Genomic DNA, 15320 nt, shown 5'->3' with positions numbered 1-15320 from the left:
GTTGACGCTCATGGCCACCGACACCGCCCCTCCGGCCGTCCCGGAGGGGACCGCAGCGTCCCGCTACGTCCAGCCCGAGGTCGACGTCCCCGCCCTGGCGGCACTGCTCGACGGCAGGTACGCCGAGGTCCGGTCGCTCGTGCGCACCAACCTCGCGGCGTACGCCTCGATCCTCGAGGACGCCGAGACCCTGCCGCGCGACGACTTCCGCGAGCGGGTCAGGGAGGTCGTCGTCGAGATGGCCTCGACCGGGCAGACCGGGATGGGCTTCCCGGAGGAGTACGGCGGCGGCGGGGACATCGGCGCCTCCGTGGCCGCCTTCGAGACCCTCGCCTACGGTGACCTCTCGGTGCTGGTCAAGGTGGGCGTGCAGTTCGGGCTGTTCGGCGGCGCGATCCTCCAGCTGGGCACCCGGGCCCACCACGAGGCGTACCTCCCGGACCTGATCACCGGGAAGCTGATGGGCTGCTTCGCGATGACGGAGTCCGGTCACGGCTCGAACGTGCAGGCGCTCGGCACCGTCGCGACCTACGACGTCGAGACCGAGGAGTTCGTGATCACCACGAACGGTGACGCCGCCCGCAAGGACTACATCGGCAACGCCGCCCGGCACGCCGAGGTCGCCGTGGTCTTCGCCCAGCTCGAGGTGGGCCCGGAGAACGACCGGGTGTCCGAGGGCGTGCACGCGTTCGTGGTCCCCATCCGTGAGCACGGGAAGCCGTGCGCAGGCGTGCGGATCGAGGACGACGGCGCCAAGATGGGCCTCAACGGCGTGGACAACGGCCGGCTGTGGTTCGACGGTGTCCGGGTGCCCCGGACCGCGCTGCTCAACCGGTTCGCCGACGTCACTGCCGACGGGGTCTACGAGAGCGCGATCGAGAACCCCAACCGGCGCTTCTTCACCATGCTCGGCACCCTGGTCCAGGGTCGCGTGTGCGTCGGCGGGGCCGGCATCAACGCGGCCAAGGTGGCGCTCACGATCGCGACGAAGTACGCCCTGCGCCGCCGGCAGTTCGAGGCCAGCAGCGACGAGCAGGAGGAGCTGCTCCTCGACTACGGCCTGCACCAGCGCCGGCTCCTCCCCCTGCTGGCCCGCACCTACGCGCTGCACTTCGCCCAGGAGGTCGTCGCAGCCCAGCTGCACGACGTCTTCTCCGGGATCAGCGACGACGAGCACATGCGGCGCGAGCTGGAGTCCCGCGCCGCCGGCACCAAGGCGCTCGGCACCTGGCACGCCACCCGCACCATCCAGGAGTGCCGCGAGGCCTGCGGTGGCGCCGGCTACCTGTCGGTGAACCGGTTCGCGGCGCTGAAGGCCGACACCGACGTGTTCACGACCTTCGAGGGCGACAACCACGTGCTGCTGCAGCTGGTCGCCAAGGGACTGCTCACCGACTACGCCAGCGAGTTCGAGGACCTCGACCAGTTCGGGATGGTGCGCTTCGTCGCCGGGGTCGCGGTCGACACCGTGATCGAGAAGACCAACGTCCACAAGCTCCTCGAGCGCATCAAGGACGTGCTGCCCGGCGGCGACCAGTGGGACCAGGAGGCGGGCCTGCTCGACCCCGACTACCAGCTCGCGATGCTCCGCTTCCGCGAGGAGCACATGCTGGCCGGCGTCGCGCGACGGCTCAAGCGCGGCATCGACCAGGGCATGAACCCGGGCGCTGTCTTCTCCCGCGTGCAGGACCACGTGATCGCCGCCGCGCGGGCCCACGTCGAGCGGCTGGTGCTCGAGGCGTTCGTGGCCAAGGTGCGCGCACTCCCCGACGGCGACCTCAAGGTCACCCTCAACCTCCTGTGCGACCTGCACGCGCTGTCCACGATCGAGGCGGACCGCGCCTGGTTCATGGAGCACGGCCGGCTCACCGTCGTACGCTCCAAGGCGATCAGCCGCGAGATCGGCAGCCTGTGCCGCAAGATCCGCCCGCTCGCCGGGGACCTCGTCGACGCCTTCGACGTGCCGGCCGAGATGCTCCGGTCACCGGACCTGGTCGGCTGAGCGGTGCGGATCCCCGGGCTGGGCGGCTGGAGCGAGGACCCGCTCTGGGCGGGCGTCTACGACTGGACGGTCGAGCACCCGCTGCGCGGCGGGCTGCTGTGGCGCGTGGGAATCGGCAGCGACCTGAACCGCCTCTACCGGGCGGCCGCCGAGATCGGTGAGCTGCCCGCGGGGGCGCGGGTGCTGGACGTGCCGTGCGGTGGCGGTGTCGCACTGCGCGGGCTGCGCCGCGGCCAGGGGGTGGAGTACGTCGCCGCCGACATCGCGCAGCGGATGCTGGACCGCACCACCGCGGCTGCTCGCCGCCGGGGGGTCGAGGACCAGGTCGTCACCCGGCTCGCCGACGTCGAGGAGCTGCCGTTCCCCGACGGCCACTTCGACCTGGTCGTGTCGTTCACCGGCCTGCACTGCTTCCCCGACCCGGCCCGCGCCGTCGTGGAGATGGTGCGCGTGCTGCGGCCCGGGGGAGTGCTCACCGGGAGCGCCCTGATGAACGACGCCGGAGCGCGCTACGCACCGGTCCGCGCGGCCGGACGGGCGGCGGGCCTGCTGGGGCCCGGCTGCACGTCCGAGCAGGTGGTGAGCTGGCTGGGCGCCCACGACATGGTGGGGATCTCCCTGGAGACGAGCGGGGCGATCGGCTACTTCAGGGGCGTCCGGGCCACCGACGGCTGACCCCGGAGATCGACCCCGGAGATGCGACATGCCCCCCGACCGCGGTCGAGGGGCACGTGCCGATGCTCAGCGGTGGCTCAGTGGCCGGCCTTGCGAGCGCGCTCGAAGGACGCCTCCACCTCGGCCTCGGCCTCGGTGCGGCCGACCCACTCGGCACCCTCGACGGACTTGCCGGGCTCGAGGTCCTTGTAGACCTCGAAGAAGTGCTGGATCTCGAGGCGGTCGAACTTCGAGACGTGGTTGATGTCGCGCAGGTGCTCCAGGCGCGGGTCGTGCGTGGGGACGCACAGCACCTTGTCGTCGCCGCCGGCCTCGTCGGTCATCCGGAACATGCCGATGGCCCGGCACTTGATCAGGCAGCCCGGGAACGTGGGCGCCTGGAGGATCACCAGCGCGTCCAGCGGGTCGCCGTCCTGGCCGAGGGTGTTCTCGATGTAGCCGTAGTCCTCGGGGTACGCCGTCGACGTGAAGAGCATGCGGTCGAGGCGGATGCGCCCCGTCTCGTGGTCGACCTCGTACTTGTTGCGCGAACCCTTGGGGATCTCCACGAGTACGTCGAACTCCAGCACGTCATCCTCCGCGATCGTCATCGGCCCGCGGGGCGGACCGGTTGTCGGTGTGGGCCCCTGGCGCGGGCCGGCTGACAGTCTCCCGCACAATGTGCACAAACGCGCAGTCGGAGAGGGGAAACGGTGACCGGACGTGACACACGCCACGTTCGGCGTTCGGGCACCCGTCTCCTGCTCTGGGTGCCGGTGGTGCTCGTGCTGGTGCTGCTGGCGGGTGCCGCGGCGTCCTGGCGCTACGACCTCGGCGGCCGCTGGCTGGGCACGGAACCGCCCGCGCCGGCCGGTCCGGCCGCGGTGCCGCCGCCGGAGGGCCTGACGCTCCCGGCGCCGGCCGCGCTGTCGCCGGTGGCCGCGCCGATCGACGACGCGACCCCCCTCGACGCCGGAACGCTGCGCCGCACCCTCGCCCGCGCGCTCTCCGACCGCGACCTCGGCAAGCACGTGCTCGCGACCGTCACCGGGCTGGACGGTGCGGACCCGGCCTTCTCGCGGGGCTCCGGCGTGGCCATGCCGGCGTCGACGATGAAGCTGCTGACCACCACCGCCGCGCTCGCCACCCTCGGGCCCGGCCACACGTTCACCACGCAGGTGGTGCCCGGCCCGGGTGACCGGGTCGTCCTCGTGGGCGGCGGGGACCCCTACCTGGCCAGCCGACCGGTGAGCGACGCGGCGTACCCCCACCGCGCCGACGTGGTCACGCTGGCCCGGGCCACGGCCCGCGCGCTGCGCCAGCAGGGCACCAGTCGGGTCCGGGTGACCTACGACGCGTCCCTGTTCAGCGGCCCGCGCATCGACCCGCACTGGCCCGACGACTACGTCCCGGACGGTGTGGTCGCGCCGATCACCTCGTTGTGGGTGGACGAGGGGCGGACGGCCAGCGGTGTCGGCCGGGTCTCCGACCCGCCGGCGGTCGCCGGCGAGGCGTTCGCAGCCGCGCTCCGCCGCGCCGGCATCGCCGTCAGGGGACCGGTGCGGGAGGGCCGGGCCGAGGCCGAGGCCGCCCCGCTGGCCAGTGTCGAGAGCGCACCCCTGTCGGAGATCGTCGAGGAGGTGCTCACCGTCAGCGACAACGAGGGCGCCGAGGTCCTGGGCCACCACGTCGGGATCGCCACGGGTGGCGCCGGCTCGTTCGCGGACGGTGCGGCCGGCGTGACCAAGGTGCTCGACTCGCTCGGCGTGCCGCTGGCGGGCGCCGAGATCCACGACGGCAGCGGGCTCTCCCGCGAGGACCGCCTCGACCCGGACACGCTGGCGGCCGTGCTGGCCCTGGCGGCGTCGCAAGAGCACCCCGAGCTGCGCTCCGTGGTCACCGGGCTCCCGGTCGCGGGCTTCTCGGGATCGCTGGCGTCCCGGTTCGTGGACGCCACGCCCGCCGGTCGGGGGCGGGTGCGGGCCAAGACCGGCACGCTCACCGGGGTGAGTGCCCTCGCCGGCCTGGCCACCGACCTCGACGGCGAACCGATGGTGTTCGTGCTCATGGCCGACAAGGTGGCCGTCGAGGACACCCTCGACGCCCGGGCTGCGCTGGACCGCCTGGCCGCCGACCTCGGCGCCTGCCACTGTGCCCGCTAGGTCCGCTCGCCCGCCGGTGCGGGATTGCCCGGCGCGGGTACGGTCGGTCCATGACTGACAACCCGGCCATGGTCGACTGGGACCTCGCGGTCTCCCTGGGCTCGCGCCTCGCCGGCGAGGGCCCGCGGGTCACCCGCGCGGAGGCAGCCGCCGCCGTGGCCGAGCTGCGCGCCGGGGCCGACCGTTCCACCGGCCTGGTGCGCGAATTCACCGGCCTGGTCGCCGCGGAGCGCACCGCGCCCGTTGTGGTCGTGGACCGGCCGGGCTGGATCCAGGCGAACGCCGACAGCTTCGCCACCATCCTGGGCCCCGTGGTCGAGCAGCTGACCGCGAAGAAGGCGCCCCCGACCGGGCTCGCGCTGGCCATCGGGTCGCGGGTCACCGGCGCCGAGGTGGGTGCGCTGCTCGGCTTCCTCGCCGGCAAGGTGCTGGGCCAGTTCGACCCGTTCTTCGGCGACGCCGGGCGTCTGCTCCTGGTCGCGCCGAACATCGTGCACGTCGAGCGCGAGCTCGGTGCCCGGCCGGACGACTTCCGCCTGTGGGTCTGCCTCCACGAGGAGACCCACCGGGTGCAGTTCACGGCGGTGCCGTGGATGCGCGAGCACCTGTTCGCCGAGATGCAGCGCATCGCCGAGACTCTCGAGCCCAGCCGGCTCCTCGACGACGGCCTCAGCCGGGTCGTGGAGGCGGTGAAGAGCGGCGGCGGCAGCCTGATCGACGCCATCGGCACGCCTGAGCAGAAGGAGATCGTGGACCGGGTCACCGGCGTCATGTCCCTGCTGGAGGGGCACGCCGACGTGGTCATGGACGGCGTGGGCCCGTCGGTGATCCCCAGCGTCGCCCAGATCCGGCGCGCCTTCGACCAGCGCCGCAAGGGCGTCGGCACCCTGGACCGCGTCCTGCGCCGACTCCTCGGTCTCGACGCCAAGATGGCCCAGTACCGCAACGGCGCAGCGTTCGTGCGGGGCGTCGTCGACAAGGTCGGGATGGCGGACTTCAACGCCGTCTGGGAGCGCCCCGAGAACCTCCCCAGCAAGGCCGAGATCGGCGACCCCGGGGCCTGGGTGTCCCGGGTCCTCTGATCCGACCGAGTCGCCGATGAGCCTGCACCCGGCCGTCGCGGCGGTGCGGCGCGGCGTACGCCGTGGCCTCGCCGACCTCGAGCCCGGCAGCACCGTCGTCGTGGCCTGCTCGGGTGGGGCCGACTCCCTGGCCCTGCTGGCGGCCACGGTCTTCGAGGGCGGGAAGGCCGGGTGGCGCGTGGTCGGCGCGACCGTCGACCACGGGCTGCAGCCGGGTTCGGCGGAGCGGGCGGCCCACGTCGTCGAGCAGATGGCCGGGCTGGGGGCCGACGAGACGCTCAGCGCCAGCGTCCAGGTCGACGGCGGGGGACTGGGGCCCGAGGCCGCGGCGCGCCGGGCGCGGTACGCCGTGCTCGAGCAGGTCGGCGAGCACGTCGGGGCCGCGGCGGTGCTGCTGGGGCACACCCGCGACGACCAGGCCGAGACCGTGCTGCTCGGCCTCGCCCGGGGTTCGGGCGGGCGGTCGCTCGCCGGCATGCGCCGGTCCTTCGACCGCTACCGCCGGCCGTTGCTGGACCTGTCCCGCGACGAGACGGTGACCGCCTGCCAGGTCGAGGGGATCGACTACTGGGAGGACCCGCACAACGCGGACCCGGGCTTCACCCGGGTGCGCGTGCGGCGCAGGGTGCTCCCGGTGCTGGAGCAGGAGCTCGGGCCGGGAGTGGCCGGGACCCTGGCGCGCACGGCCGACCAGCTCCGCGAGGACATGGACTTCCTCGACGACCTCGCCGACGACCGGTGGGGCCGGCTCCGGGGCGAGGACGGCTCGCTCCCCGTCGACGGTCTGACCGGGCTGGCCCCCGCCGTACGCCGACGGGTGCTGCGGCTGGCGTCCCTCGCCGCGGGCGCGCCGGCCGCCGAGCTGTTCCACGAGCACGTGGTCGCGCTGGACGGGCTGCTCACCGACTGGCACGGGCAGAAGTGGATCGACCTTCCCGGGCACCTGCGGTGCCGGCGCGAGCACGGCCGGCTCTGGTTTCTCGCCCGCGAAGCTCGCTGAGCAAAGAATTCCGCGAAACGCCTCCGGCGACCGAGCCGCAGCCTCATGATCGTGAGGCTCTCTCACCCCCCGGAGGACCCCCATGATCCGCACCCGCCCCGTCGTCGGTCTCCTGCTGGCGGCCCTGGCCGCGGGCGGAGCCGTCTCCACGATGAGCTCGCCCACCGTGGCCAACCCCGCCTTCCACGTGTCCGGGTCCGTGCTCGCGGCGGCCCAGCCGCCGCTGGTCCAGGGGCTCGTGGTCGACCAGCAGGGCCGCTACCTCAACAACGTCGCGGTGGAGGCGGTCCGCAAGGACGGCAGCGTCGCCGCCACCGCACTGACCTACGCCAGCAACCGTGAGGACGGCCCGCAGAACGGCTACTTCTACCTCGAGGTCGGCAGGAAGGGCGTCTACACGCTGACGATCTCGAAGGCGGGCTACCAGAAGCGCACCTACGGGCCGGTCGAGATCACCCGGCTCCGCCAGAAGGTCGCCCTGGGCGAGATCGAGCTGAAGAAGGCCCAGGCGACGACGTCCACGAAGGCGCAGCTCCCGACCGCGCAGATCACCTCGGACACCAAGGGGAAGGTCGTCGTCACCGTCGCGACCAGCGGCAGCAGCCGGCCCACCGGCGCCGTGGAGGTCCGGCTCGGCCGCAAGGTGCTCGGCAGCGACGACCTGACCGCCCGCGACAAGGGCAAGGTCACGGTCAGCCTGAAGAAGCTCGACCCCGGCAGCTACGCCCTCAAGGCCTGGTTCCTGGGCTCGAAGACGCTCAAGGCGTCCTCCTCGAAGGCAGTGACCCTGACCGTCAAGAAGCCCCGGCGTCACCGCTGACCGGCGACAGCCCCGCCCGCGCGCCGACCCGGGCGGGGCTGCCTCTAGTCTCTGACCCATGGACGCGTCCCACGTCGAAGACGACCTCGTCAACGTGCTGTTCACCGAGGCCCAGATCCAGGAGCGGCTCGCCGAGCTGGCCCGCGAGATCGAGGCCGACTACGCGGGCAAGGACCTCCTCATCGTCGGCATCCTGCGGGGCGCCGTGATGGTGATGGCCGACCTCGCCCGCAGCTTCAGCCGGCACGTCGAGATGGACTGGATGGCGGTGTCGTCGTACGGCTCCGGCACCAAGTCCAGCGGTGTGGTCCGGATCCTCAAGGACCTCGACACCGACATCTCCGGGCGGCACGTCGTGATCGTCGACGAGATCATCGACACCGGGCTCACGCTCTCGTGGCTGACCTCCAACCTGGGCTCGCGCAACCCGGCGAGCGTCGAGATCTGCACCCTGCTGCGCAAGCCGGAGGCGCTGCAGATGCCGGTCGAGGTCAGGTACGTCGGATGGGACATCCCGAACGAGTTCGTGGTCGGCTACGGGCTCGACTACCGGGAGAAGTACCGCAACCTCCGCGACATCGGCACCCTCGCCCCGCACGTCTACTCCTGAGCCGTTCCCTGTGACTGTGCCCACGCCCGGGCACTCGCCTGCGAGAATGTGCGTTGTCGAGGTTGTGTACCGTCGTCAGTTCAGTTGATCGTCCGCCCATGAGTCCGGTCGGACGGCAGAGCCGTGTCGAGAGAAGCCTGTGAAGCGCATAGTCAAGGGTCCGTGGCTGTGGATCGTCGTCGCCGTCGTCGGCGTCCTCCTCGCCCTGCAGTACCTCGCCCCCAACGGGGGGTACGACGAGATCGAGACCTCCCAGCTCGAGTCCTACATCAACAAGGGCGAGGTCAAGGAGATCACCTTCGTCGGGGGTGACCAGCAGATCCAGGCGACGCTCGACAGCGGCGTTCGCGACGACGGGGACAAGGTCAGCGCCTACTGGGTGGCCGGCCAGCAGCAGGGCATCATCAACGAGGTCGACAAGCAGGTCGCCAAGGGCACCATCGAGAAGTCCAACTCGAAGATCGCCAAGCCCAGCCTGATCGGCTCCTTCCTGTTCTCGGTGCTGCCGTTCGTGGTCATCTTCCTGGTCTTCCTGTGGCTGCTGAACAACATGCAGGGCGGCGGCGGCCGCGGCGTGATGCAGTTCGGCAAGTCCAAGGCGAAGCTGATCTCCAAGGACATGCCGAAGACGACGTTCACCGACGTCGCCGGCTGCGACGAGGCCATCGAGGAGCTCGGCGAGATCAAGGAGTTCCTCCAGGAGCCCGCCAAGTTCCAGGCCGTCGGCGCCAAGATCCCCAAGGGCGTGCTGCTCTACGGCCCGCCCGGCACCGGCAAGACGCTGCTGGCCCGCGCCGTCGCGGGCGAGGCGGGCGTCCCCTTCTACTCCATCTCCGGCTCCGACTTCGTCGAGATGTTCGTCGGTGTGGGTGCCTCCCGCGTGCGCGACCTGTTCGAGCAGGCCAAGGAGAACGCCCCCGCGATCGTCTTCATCGACGAGATCGACGCCGTCGGCCGCCACCGCGGCGCCGGCATGGGCGGCGGCCACGACGAGCGCGAGCAGACCCTCAACCAGCTGCTGGTCGAGATGGACGGCTTCGACGTCCGCGGCGGCGTGATCCTGATCGCCGCCACCAACCGGCCCGACGTGCTCGACCCCGCGCTGCTGCGCCCGGGACGCTTCGACCGTCAGATCGGCGTCGACGCCCCCGACCTGGCCGGCCGCCACATGATCCTCAAGGTCCACTCGCGCGGGAAGCCGATGGCCCCCGACATCGACCTGATGTCGATCGCCCGCCGTACCCCCGGCTTCACCGGTGCCGACCTGGCCAACGTCCTCAACGAGGCGGCCCTGCTCACCGCCCGGCAGAACCAGAAGCTGATCGGCAACCGGGCGCTCGACGAGGCGATCGACCGCGTCATCGCCGGCCCGCAGCGCAGCTCGCGACTGATGAGCGAGAAGGAGAAGCTGATCACGGCCTACCACGAGGGCGGCCACGCCCTGGTGGCCGCGGCGCTCCCCGGCACCGACCCGGTCCACAAGATCACGATCCTGCCCCGCGGCCGCGCGCTCGGCTACACGATGGTGCTGCCCGATGAGGACAAGTACTCCCAGACCCGCTCGGAGATGCTCGACAAGCTCGCCTACATGCTGGGCGGCCGGGCGGCCGAGGAGATGGTCTTCCACGACCCGACCACCGGCGCCGGCAACGACATCGAGAAGGCGACCAACCTGGCGCGGGCCATGGTGACGCAGTACGGCATGACCGAGCGGCTCGGGGCGATCAAGCTCGGGGAGTCCAACTCCGAGCCCTTCCTGGGCCGCGACCTCGGCCACCAGCGCAACTACTCCGAGGACGTCGCCGCCAAGGTCGACGAGGAGACCAAGAAGCTCTTGGCGACCGCCCACCAGGAGGCGTTCGACATCCTCGAGGAGAACCGCGACGTCCTCGACCACCTGGTCCTCGAGCTGCTCGACAAGGAGACGCTCGACAAGGAGCAGGTCGCGCGCGTCTTCGAGCCGCTGCGGCGTCGTGAGGCCCGCCCCGCGTGGACCGGCTCGCCGGACCGCAGCCCGTCGGCCCTGCCGCCGGTCGAGATCCCGCAGGAGATCCGCGACCGGGCCTCGGTCAACGGCTCCGCCCCGCAGGAGGCCGGCGCGATCATCACGCCTCCCGGCGCCGGCGGCGACGTGCACGGCGACCCCGGGGCCGGTGGCCCCGGCCAGTCCGGTCCGGACCTGCCGACGCGATGACCGACCCGATCGGCCTGGTGCCGCGCGACCCCGAGGACGTGCCCGCCTTCGACGCCCCGCGGGCCGAGGCGGCGGTGCGCGAGCTGCTCATCGCGATCGGCGAGGACCCCGAGCGCGAGGGGCTGCGGGAGACCCCCGGCCGGGTGGCACGGGCGTACGCTGAGCTGACGATCGGGCTGCGCCAGACGCCCGAGGAGGTGCTGACCACCACCTTCGACCTCGGACACGACGAGATGGTGCTGGTCCGCGACATCGAGCTGTGGTCGATGTGCGAGCACCACCTGGTGCCGTTCACCGGCGTCGCCCACGTGGGCTACATCCCGGCCGACAGCGGCAAGATCACCGGGCTGTCCAAGCTGGCCCGGCTGGTCGACGTGTTCGCCAAGCGCCCGCAGGTCCAGGAGCGCCTGACCACCCAGGTGGCCGACGCGCTGATGGAGATCCTCGAGGCCCGCGGCGTCATCGTCGTGATCGAGGCCGAGCACCTCTGCATGACCATGCGTGGCGTCCGCAAGGCCGGCGCCCGCACCATCACCTCCGCGGTGCGCGGCATGATGCACAACGCCGCCACCCGCTCCGAGGCGATGTCGCTCATCAACCGCGGACACTGATGGTCGCGCCGGGCTCGCTGTTCGCCCCGCTGGGCCGGCCCCGGTTGATGGGGGTCGTCAACGTCACCCCCGACTCCTTCTCCGACGGCGGCCGCTGGGTCGAGCCGGAGGCAGCGATCGCGCACGGCCACGAGCTGCTGCTCGACGGCGCCGACATCCTCGACATCGGCGGGGAGTCGACCCGCCCGGGTGCGACCCGTCCGCTGGTCGAGGAGGAGCTGGGCCGGGTCGTCCCGGTGATCAGCGCGCTCGCCGGCGCCGGGGCCGTGGTGTCGGTCGACACGATGCGCGCCGAGGTCGCCGAGGCGGCCCTGGAGGCGGGCGCGACCCTGGTCAACGACGTGTCCGGAGGCCTGGCCGACCCGCGGATGCTCGACGTGGTGGCGGCGGCCGGTGCGCCGTACGTCGCCATGCACTGGCGTGCCCACAGCGACCACATGCGCGACTTCGCGACGTACGACGCCCCCGGCGGTGTCGTCGAGGCGGTGTGCGAGGAGCTGGGCCGGCGGGTGGACGCGATGCTCGCGGCCGGCATCGCGGCCGACCGCATCGTGCTCGACCCGGGCCTCGGCTTCGCGAAGACGCCCGCCCACAACTGGCAGCTGCTGGCCGGCATCGACGCGCTGCTCGGCCTGGGACACCCCGTCCTGGTGGGCGCGAGCCGCAAGTCCTTCCTGGGGTCGCTGCTCGCCGACGCCGACGGCACGGCCCGCCCCGTGGACCAGCGCGAGGACGCCAACACCGCGGTGTCGGTGCACCTCGCGCAACACGCGGTCTGGGGGATCCGGGTCCACGACGTCCGCGCCAGCCGCGACGCCGTGGCGGTCGTCGGCCGGCTGGCGGCCGAGACCGGAGCGCCAGACGAGAAGGAGACAGAGTGACCGACGAGCTCGCCGTGCTGGGCATCGAGTGCTACGGGCACCACGGCGTCTTCGACTTCGAGCGCCGCGAGGGCCAGACCTTCGTGGTCGACCTCGTGCTGGGCCTGGACACCGCTCCCGCGGCCCGGTCCGACGACTTGCGTGACACCGTCGACTACGGAAGTCTCGTGGCCTCGGTGCAAGCCGCCGTTGAGAAGGATCCGGTCGACCTGATCGAGACCCTGGTCCAGCGCATCGCGGACGTCTGCCTCTTGGACGTCCGTGTTGAATGGGCCCGGGTCACGGTCCACAAGCCGGACGCACCCATCGACGCGACGTTCGCAGACGTCGCCTTGACGATCACCCGAACACGTGAGGGCGAGAAGTGACTGAGACCCCCAATCCGAACATCATCGACGCCGACACGCTGACCGGCGAGATGCGGCCGATCCGCCGCGCGGTGTTGGCGCTGGGGTCGAACCTCGGCGAGCGGATGGCGAGCCTCCAGGGTGCGGTCAACGCGATCGCGGACACCCCCGACGTGTGGGTCACCGGCGTCTCGCCGGTCTACGAGACCGAGCCCGTGGACAGCCCCGTGGACGCCAAGACCTACCTCAACGCCGTGGTCCTGATCGACACCACGCTCGCCGCGACCCGGCTGATGGACCGCGCGCTGGCCATCGAGGACGCCTTCGAGCGCGAGCGCACCGAGGTGCGCAACGCCCCCCGCACCCTCGACGTCGACCTGATCGTCGTCGGCGACCGGCGCAGCGACGAGGACTTCCTGCGCCTCCCGCACCCGCGCGCCGCCGAGCGGGCCTTCGTCCTGCAGCCGTGGCACGACCTCGAGCCGGAGGCGGAGTTCCCCGACCTCGGCCCGATCGCCGAGCTGCTGGAGAAGGCCGACCGTTCCGGGATCTCGCGTCGGGACGACCTGACGCTCGAGATCCAGTGACCCACGACCCGTCCGGCGAGGAGCCGTCGGGCGGGCACCTGCGACCCACGTCCGCGGGCGCCCTGACCGCCTGGGCCGTGATCGGCCTGGTCGGCGGCTGGCTGCTGCACCCGCTCACCGAGCGGATGCGGGGCAGCGCCCCGGTCGTGACCTGGACCCAGCCCCTCGCCCTCTTCCTGGGCGCCGCCATCGTCGGGGCCACCGCGTGGACCACCTGGCGCACCGTGCACGTGCGCCGCGAGCGCCTCGAGCCGCACCGCGCCGTCAACCGGTTGCTGCTCGCGCGCTCCTGCGCCTACGTCGGCGCGCTCGTCGCCGGTGGGTACGCCGGCTACGCGGTCAGCTGGCTGGGCGACCCGGCCGAGCTGGCGTCCCAGCGGGCCTGGCGCTCGGCGGCCGCCGCCGTGGCCGGTGTGGCGATCACCATCATGGCGGTGCTGCTCGAGCGAGCGTGTCGCGTCCGTTCCGACGACGACACGACATAACCTGCTTTCATGTCTTCCCCGTTGGCTCCGGCCACCTCCTGCCGGGCTCCCAAGGCCCGCCGCCGGCAGCGGAGCGTCCGGCTCACCGTCGCCGTCGCCCTCCTCGTGGTCGCGGCACTGCTCGTGCTCGGTGCCGTGGTGAGCGGCTCGTGGCCCGTGCTCGTGCTCGCCGCGCTGGTCGGTGTCGTCCTCGGTGCGGCCGCCACCCGCATCACCCACTCCGAGCTCATGGAGACCCGGCGTGAGGCGGCGCGGGACCGCGCCGAGCAGGCCCAGGCCTACCGCGACCTGACGGTCGAGCGCACCGCCGAGCAGAAGACCTTCGCCGAGACCATGGAGTCGCGGATCGCGGCCCACGAGTCCGCGATCCACGAGCTCGAGGTCGCGCTGACCTCGGCCCAGAAGCGCGCCGCCGAGGCAACCCGCAAGATGAACTCCGAGGCTCGCCGCGCCGACGTCGCCGAGCGCGACGGCCGCGAGGTCTCCGAGCAGCTCGAGGCCGCCGAGCTGCGCGCGGCCGAGGCGATCGTCCGGGTCGCCGAGCTGGAGCAGGAGATCGACGTGCTCAAGGCCGAGCTGCTGGCCTGGCAGACCGCGCCGGCCCGCCGTCACGCCTGAGCCCGTCCACGGCCCACCCGTGCCGACCCGCCCGCAGTCGCTGTGGGCGGGTCAGCGCATTTGCGGGCACTACGGCACAATCAACTGACGTGATCCCTGAGGACTCCCGTTTCGAGAGCGACCCCGACCTCGTCATCCGATCCGAGCTCGGCGCCGAACCGGGACTGCCGAAGGGCTGGGAGATCGGGACCCCCGACCCCTCCGACCGCTTCGACGTCGCCCGGCTGACCCACCTGCTGCGCGCGCACGAGCGGCACGGCCGCGGCTGGGCCGCCTCCGGGGTCGACGACGTGCTGGTGGAGGTCTCCGAGCACGGTCTGCGGATGCGCGAGAACGTCGTGGTCCGTGACGACACCGGCGAGATCCGCGCGTGGGGCAGCGTCCACGACCGCTCGGTCGGCCGGATGCTCTTCGTCCACATCGTCGAGCGGGACCTGCCCGGGGCGATCGCGAAGACGTGCTCCGACATCCTCGTCGAGTGGGCCGTCGGCCAGGCCCGGGCCGTCGGCGCGGCACGCGGGCTGGAGACCCAGCAGATCGACACCGGCGCGTTCGCCGACGACGAGCGCCAGCACACCTGGCTCGCGGACGCCGGCTTCGAGCGGGTGCGGACGTGGTGGCAGATGAGCCGGCCGGTCACTCCCGACGAGGCGTCCCTGACCGGGTCGCCCGACCACTGGGAGCAGGACGGCGTGGTGTTCCGGCTGGTGCGGCGTACCGGCGAGGGCATGCCCGACGAGTCCGACCTGCGCGAGGTCCACGACGTCCTCGAGGGCGCCTTCGTCGACCACTTCAACTCCAGCGAGGAGACCTTCGAGGAGTTCCTGTTCCGACTCCGCGAGGACCCGGGACACCGCTGGGACCACTGGTGGCTCGCCGAGCTGACCGAGGGGGAGGCCCCGCAGCCGGTCGGGGCCCTGGTCGGCACGGTCAGCGAGAGCTCCTCCGGCCCGGACGGGTCCTACGTGTCCTACCTCGGCGTCCTCGAGGCGGCCCGGGGCCGTGGCGTCGCCAAGGGCCTGCTGCGCACGATCATCGCCGACGCCGCCGCCCGCGGCCGGGACCGCGTCGGTCTCGAGGTGGACGCCGACTCGCCCACCGGCGCCGCCGGTCTCTACACCTCCATGGGCTGGCAGACGAAGTACGTCACCGAGTCCTGGCACCGGGATGTGACGGTCGACCCGGGCTGAGGAACGAAGCCCGGGTCGAGGACCGGCCAGGTCGAGCAAGCCCCGCGACCGAGGCACGAGGTCGCGACGGGCGCGTC

General features: G+C 72.3%; 16 protein-coding genes. 15 read left to right on the top strand and 1 reads right to left on the bottom strand.

Annotated elements, in window-relative coordinates:
• The first annotated feature begins 10 nt into the window (after nucleotides 1-10).
• On the top strand, nucleotides 11-2002 hold the full coding sequence (locus ACZ43H_RS17575; RefSeq protein ID WP_464585029.1) for an acyl-CoA dehydrogenase family protein: 1992 nt from the start codon (nucleotides 11-13) through the stop codon (nucleotides 2000-2002).
• 3 nt (nucleotides 2003-2005) lie between these two features.
• Nucleotides 2006-2677 (top strand): class I SAM-dependent methyltransferase, encoded by a 672-nt coding sequence (locus ACZ43H_RS17570; protein WP_464585027.1) that lies wholly within the window; start codon nucleotides 2006-2008, stop codon nucleotides 2675-2677.
• Between the two features lie 77 nt (nucleotides 2678-2754).
• Here the strand turns inward: ACZ43H_RS17570 and ACZ43H_RS17565 are convergent, their stop codons facing one another.
• Nucleotides 2755-3267 (bottom strand): inorganic diphosphatase, encoded by a 513-nt coding sequence (locus ACZ43H_RS17565; protein ID WP_445322247.1) that lies wholly within the window; start codon nucleotides 3265-3267, stop codon nucleotides 2755-2757.
• Between the two features lie 159 nt (nucleotides 3268-3426).
• Here ACZ43H_RS17565 and dacB point away from each other — a divergent pair, with 159 nt between their 5' ends.
• The 13 genes from dacB to ACZ43H_RS17500 all read left to right on the top strand — a co-directional run bounded on the left by dacB (nucleotide 3427) and on the right by ACZ43H_RS17500 (nucleotide 15243).
• Nucleotides 3427-4818 (top strand): D-alanyl-D-alanine carboxypeptidase/D-alanyl-D-alanine endopeptidase, encoded by a 1392-nt coding sequence (dacB, locus tag ACZ43H_RS17560; RefSeq protein WP_464585025.1) that lies wholly within the window; start codon nucleotides 3427-3429, stop codon nucleotides 4816-4818.
• Nucleotides 4819-4868: 50 nt separating this feature from the next.
• The gene (locus tag ACZ43H_RS17555) at nucleotides 4869-5900 is read left to right on the top strand and encodes a zinc-dependent metalloprotease (RefSeq protein WP_464585023.1); all 1032 of its coding nucleotides are present in this window, start codon (nucleotides 4869-4871) and stop codon (nucleotides 5898-5900) included.
• A 16-nt stretch (nucleotides 5901-5916) separates the two neighbouring features.
• Nucleotides 5917-6900: a tRNA lysidine(34) synthetase TilS gene (tilS, locus tag ACZ43H_RS17550; RefSeq protein ID WP_464585021.1), complete on the top strand. Its 984-nt coding sequence runs from the start codon at nucleotides 5917-5919 to the stop codon at nucleotides 6898-6900.
• 82 nt (nucleotides 6901-6982) lie between these two features.
• Complete coding sequence (locus ACZ43H_RS17545; RefSeq protein ID WP_464585020.1) at nucleotides 6983-7720, top strand: Ig-like domain repeat protein; 738 nt, start codon at nucleotides 6983-6985, stop codon at nucleotides 7718-7720.
• A 58-nt stretch (nucleotides 7721-7778) separates the two neighbouring features.
• Nucleotides 7779-8330, top strand: coding sequence for a hypoxanthine phosphoribosyltransferase (gene hpt / locus ACZ43H_RS17540; RefSeq protein ID WP_464585018.1), 552 nt, complete (start codon nucleotides 7779-7781; stop codon nucleotides 8328-8330).
• Between the two features lie 139 nt (nucleotides 8331-8469).
• A complete protein-coding gene (ftsH, locus tag ACZ43H_RS17535; RefSeq protein ID WP_464585017.1) occupies nucleotides 8470-10524 on the top strand; it encodes an ATP-dependent zinc metalloprotease FtsH in 2055 nt (684 codons plus the stop codon).
• Nucleotides 10521-11135, top strand: coding sequence for a GTP cyclohydrolase I FolE (gene folE, locus ACZ43H_RS17530; protein WP_464585015.1), 615 nt, complete (start codon nucleotides 10521-10523; stop codon nucleotides 11133-11135). The genes ftsH and folE overlap by 4 nt, the downstream gene beginning before the upstream one ends.
• Nucleotides 11135-12016 (top strand): dihydropteroate synthase, encoded by an 882-nt coding sequence (gene folP, locus ACZ43H_RS17525; RefSeq protein ID WP_464585014.1) that lies wholly within the window; start codon nucleotides 11135-11137, stop codon nucleotides 12014-12016. Before folE ends, folP begins: the two co-directional genes overlap by 1 nt.
• Complete coding sequence (folB, locus tag ACZ43H_RS17520) at nucleotides 12013-12384, top strand: dihydroneopterin aldolase (RefSeq protein ID WP_379177213.1); 372 nt, start codon at nucleotides 12013-12015, stop codon at nucleotides 12382-12384. The genes folP and folB overlap by 4 nt, the downstream gene beginning before the upstream one ends.
• Entirely contained in the window at nucleotides 12381-12950 is a 570-nt protein-coding gene (gene folK / locus ACZ43H_RS17515) for a 2-amino-4-hydroxy-6-hydroxymethyldihydropteridine diphosphokinase (protein WP_464585012.1), read from the top strand. Before folB ends, folK begins: the two co-directional genes overlap by 4 nt.
• Nucleotides 12947-13435, top strand: a complete 489-nt coding sequence (locus ACZ43H_RS17510; protein ID WP_464585010.1) for a DUF3180 domain-containing protein — start codon at nucleotides 12947-12949, stop codon at nucleotides 13433-13435. The genes folK and ACZ43H_RS17510 overlap by 4 nt, the downstream gene beginning before the upstream one ends.
• A gap of 9 nt (nucleotides 13436-13444) precedes the next feature.
• Complete coding sequence (locus tag ACZ43H_RS17505) at nucleotides 13445-14053, top strand: hypothetical protein (protein ID WP_464585008.1); 609 nt, start codon at nucleotides 13445-13447, stop codon at nucleotides 14051-14053.
• A gap of 89 nt (nucleotides 14054-14142) precedes the next feature.
• Nucleotides 14143-15243 carry a GNAT family N-acetyltransferase gene (locus ACZ43H_RS17500; protein ID WP_464585006.1) on the top strand — a complete coding sequence of 367 codons (1101 nt, stop codon included), beginning with the start codon at nucleotides 14143-14145 and terminating at the stop codon, nucleotides 15241-15243.
• Nucleotides 15244-15320: the final 77 nt, after the last annotated feature.

This window comes from Nocardioides sp. DN36 (assembly GCF_055380375.1).
The sequence above is the reverse complement of the archived record's forward strand: the minus strand, read 5'-3'. Positions and strand labels throughout refer to the sequence as shown.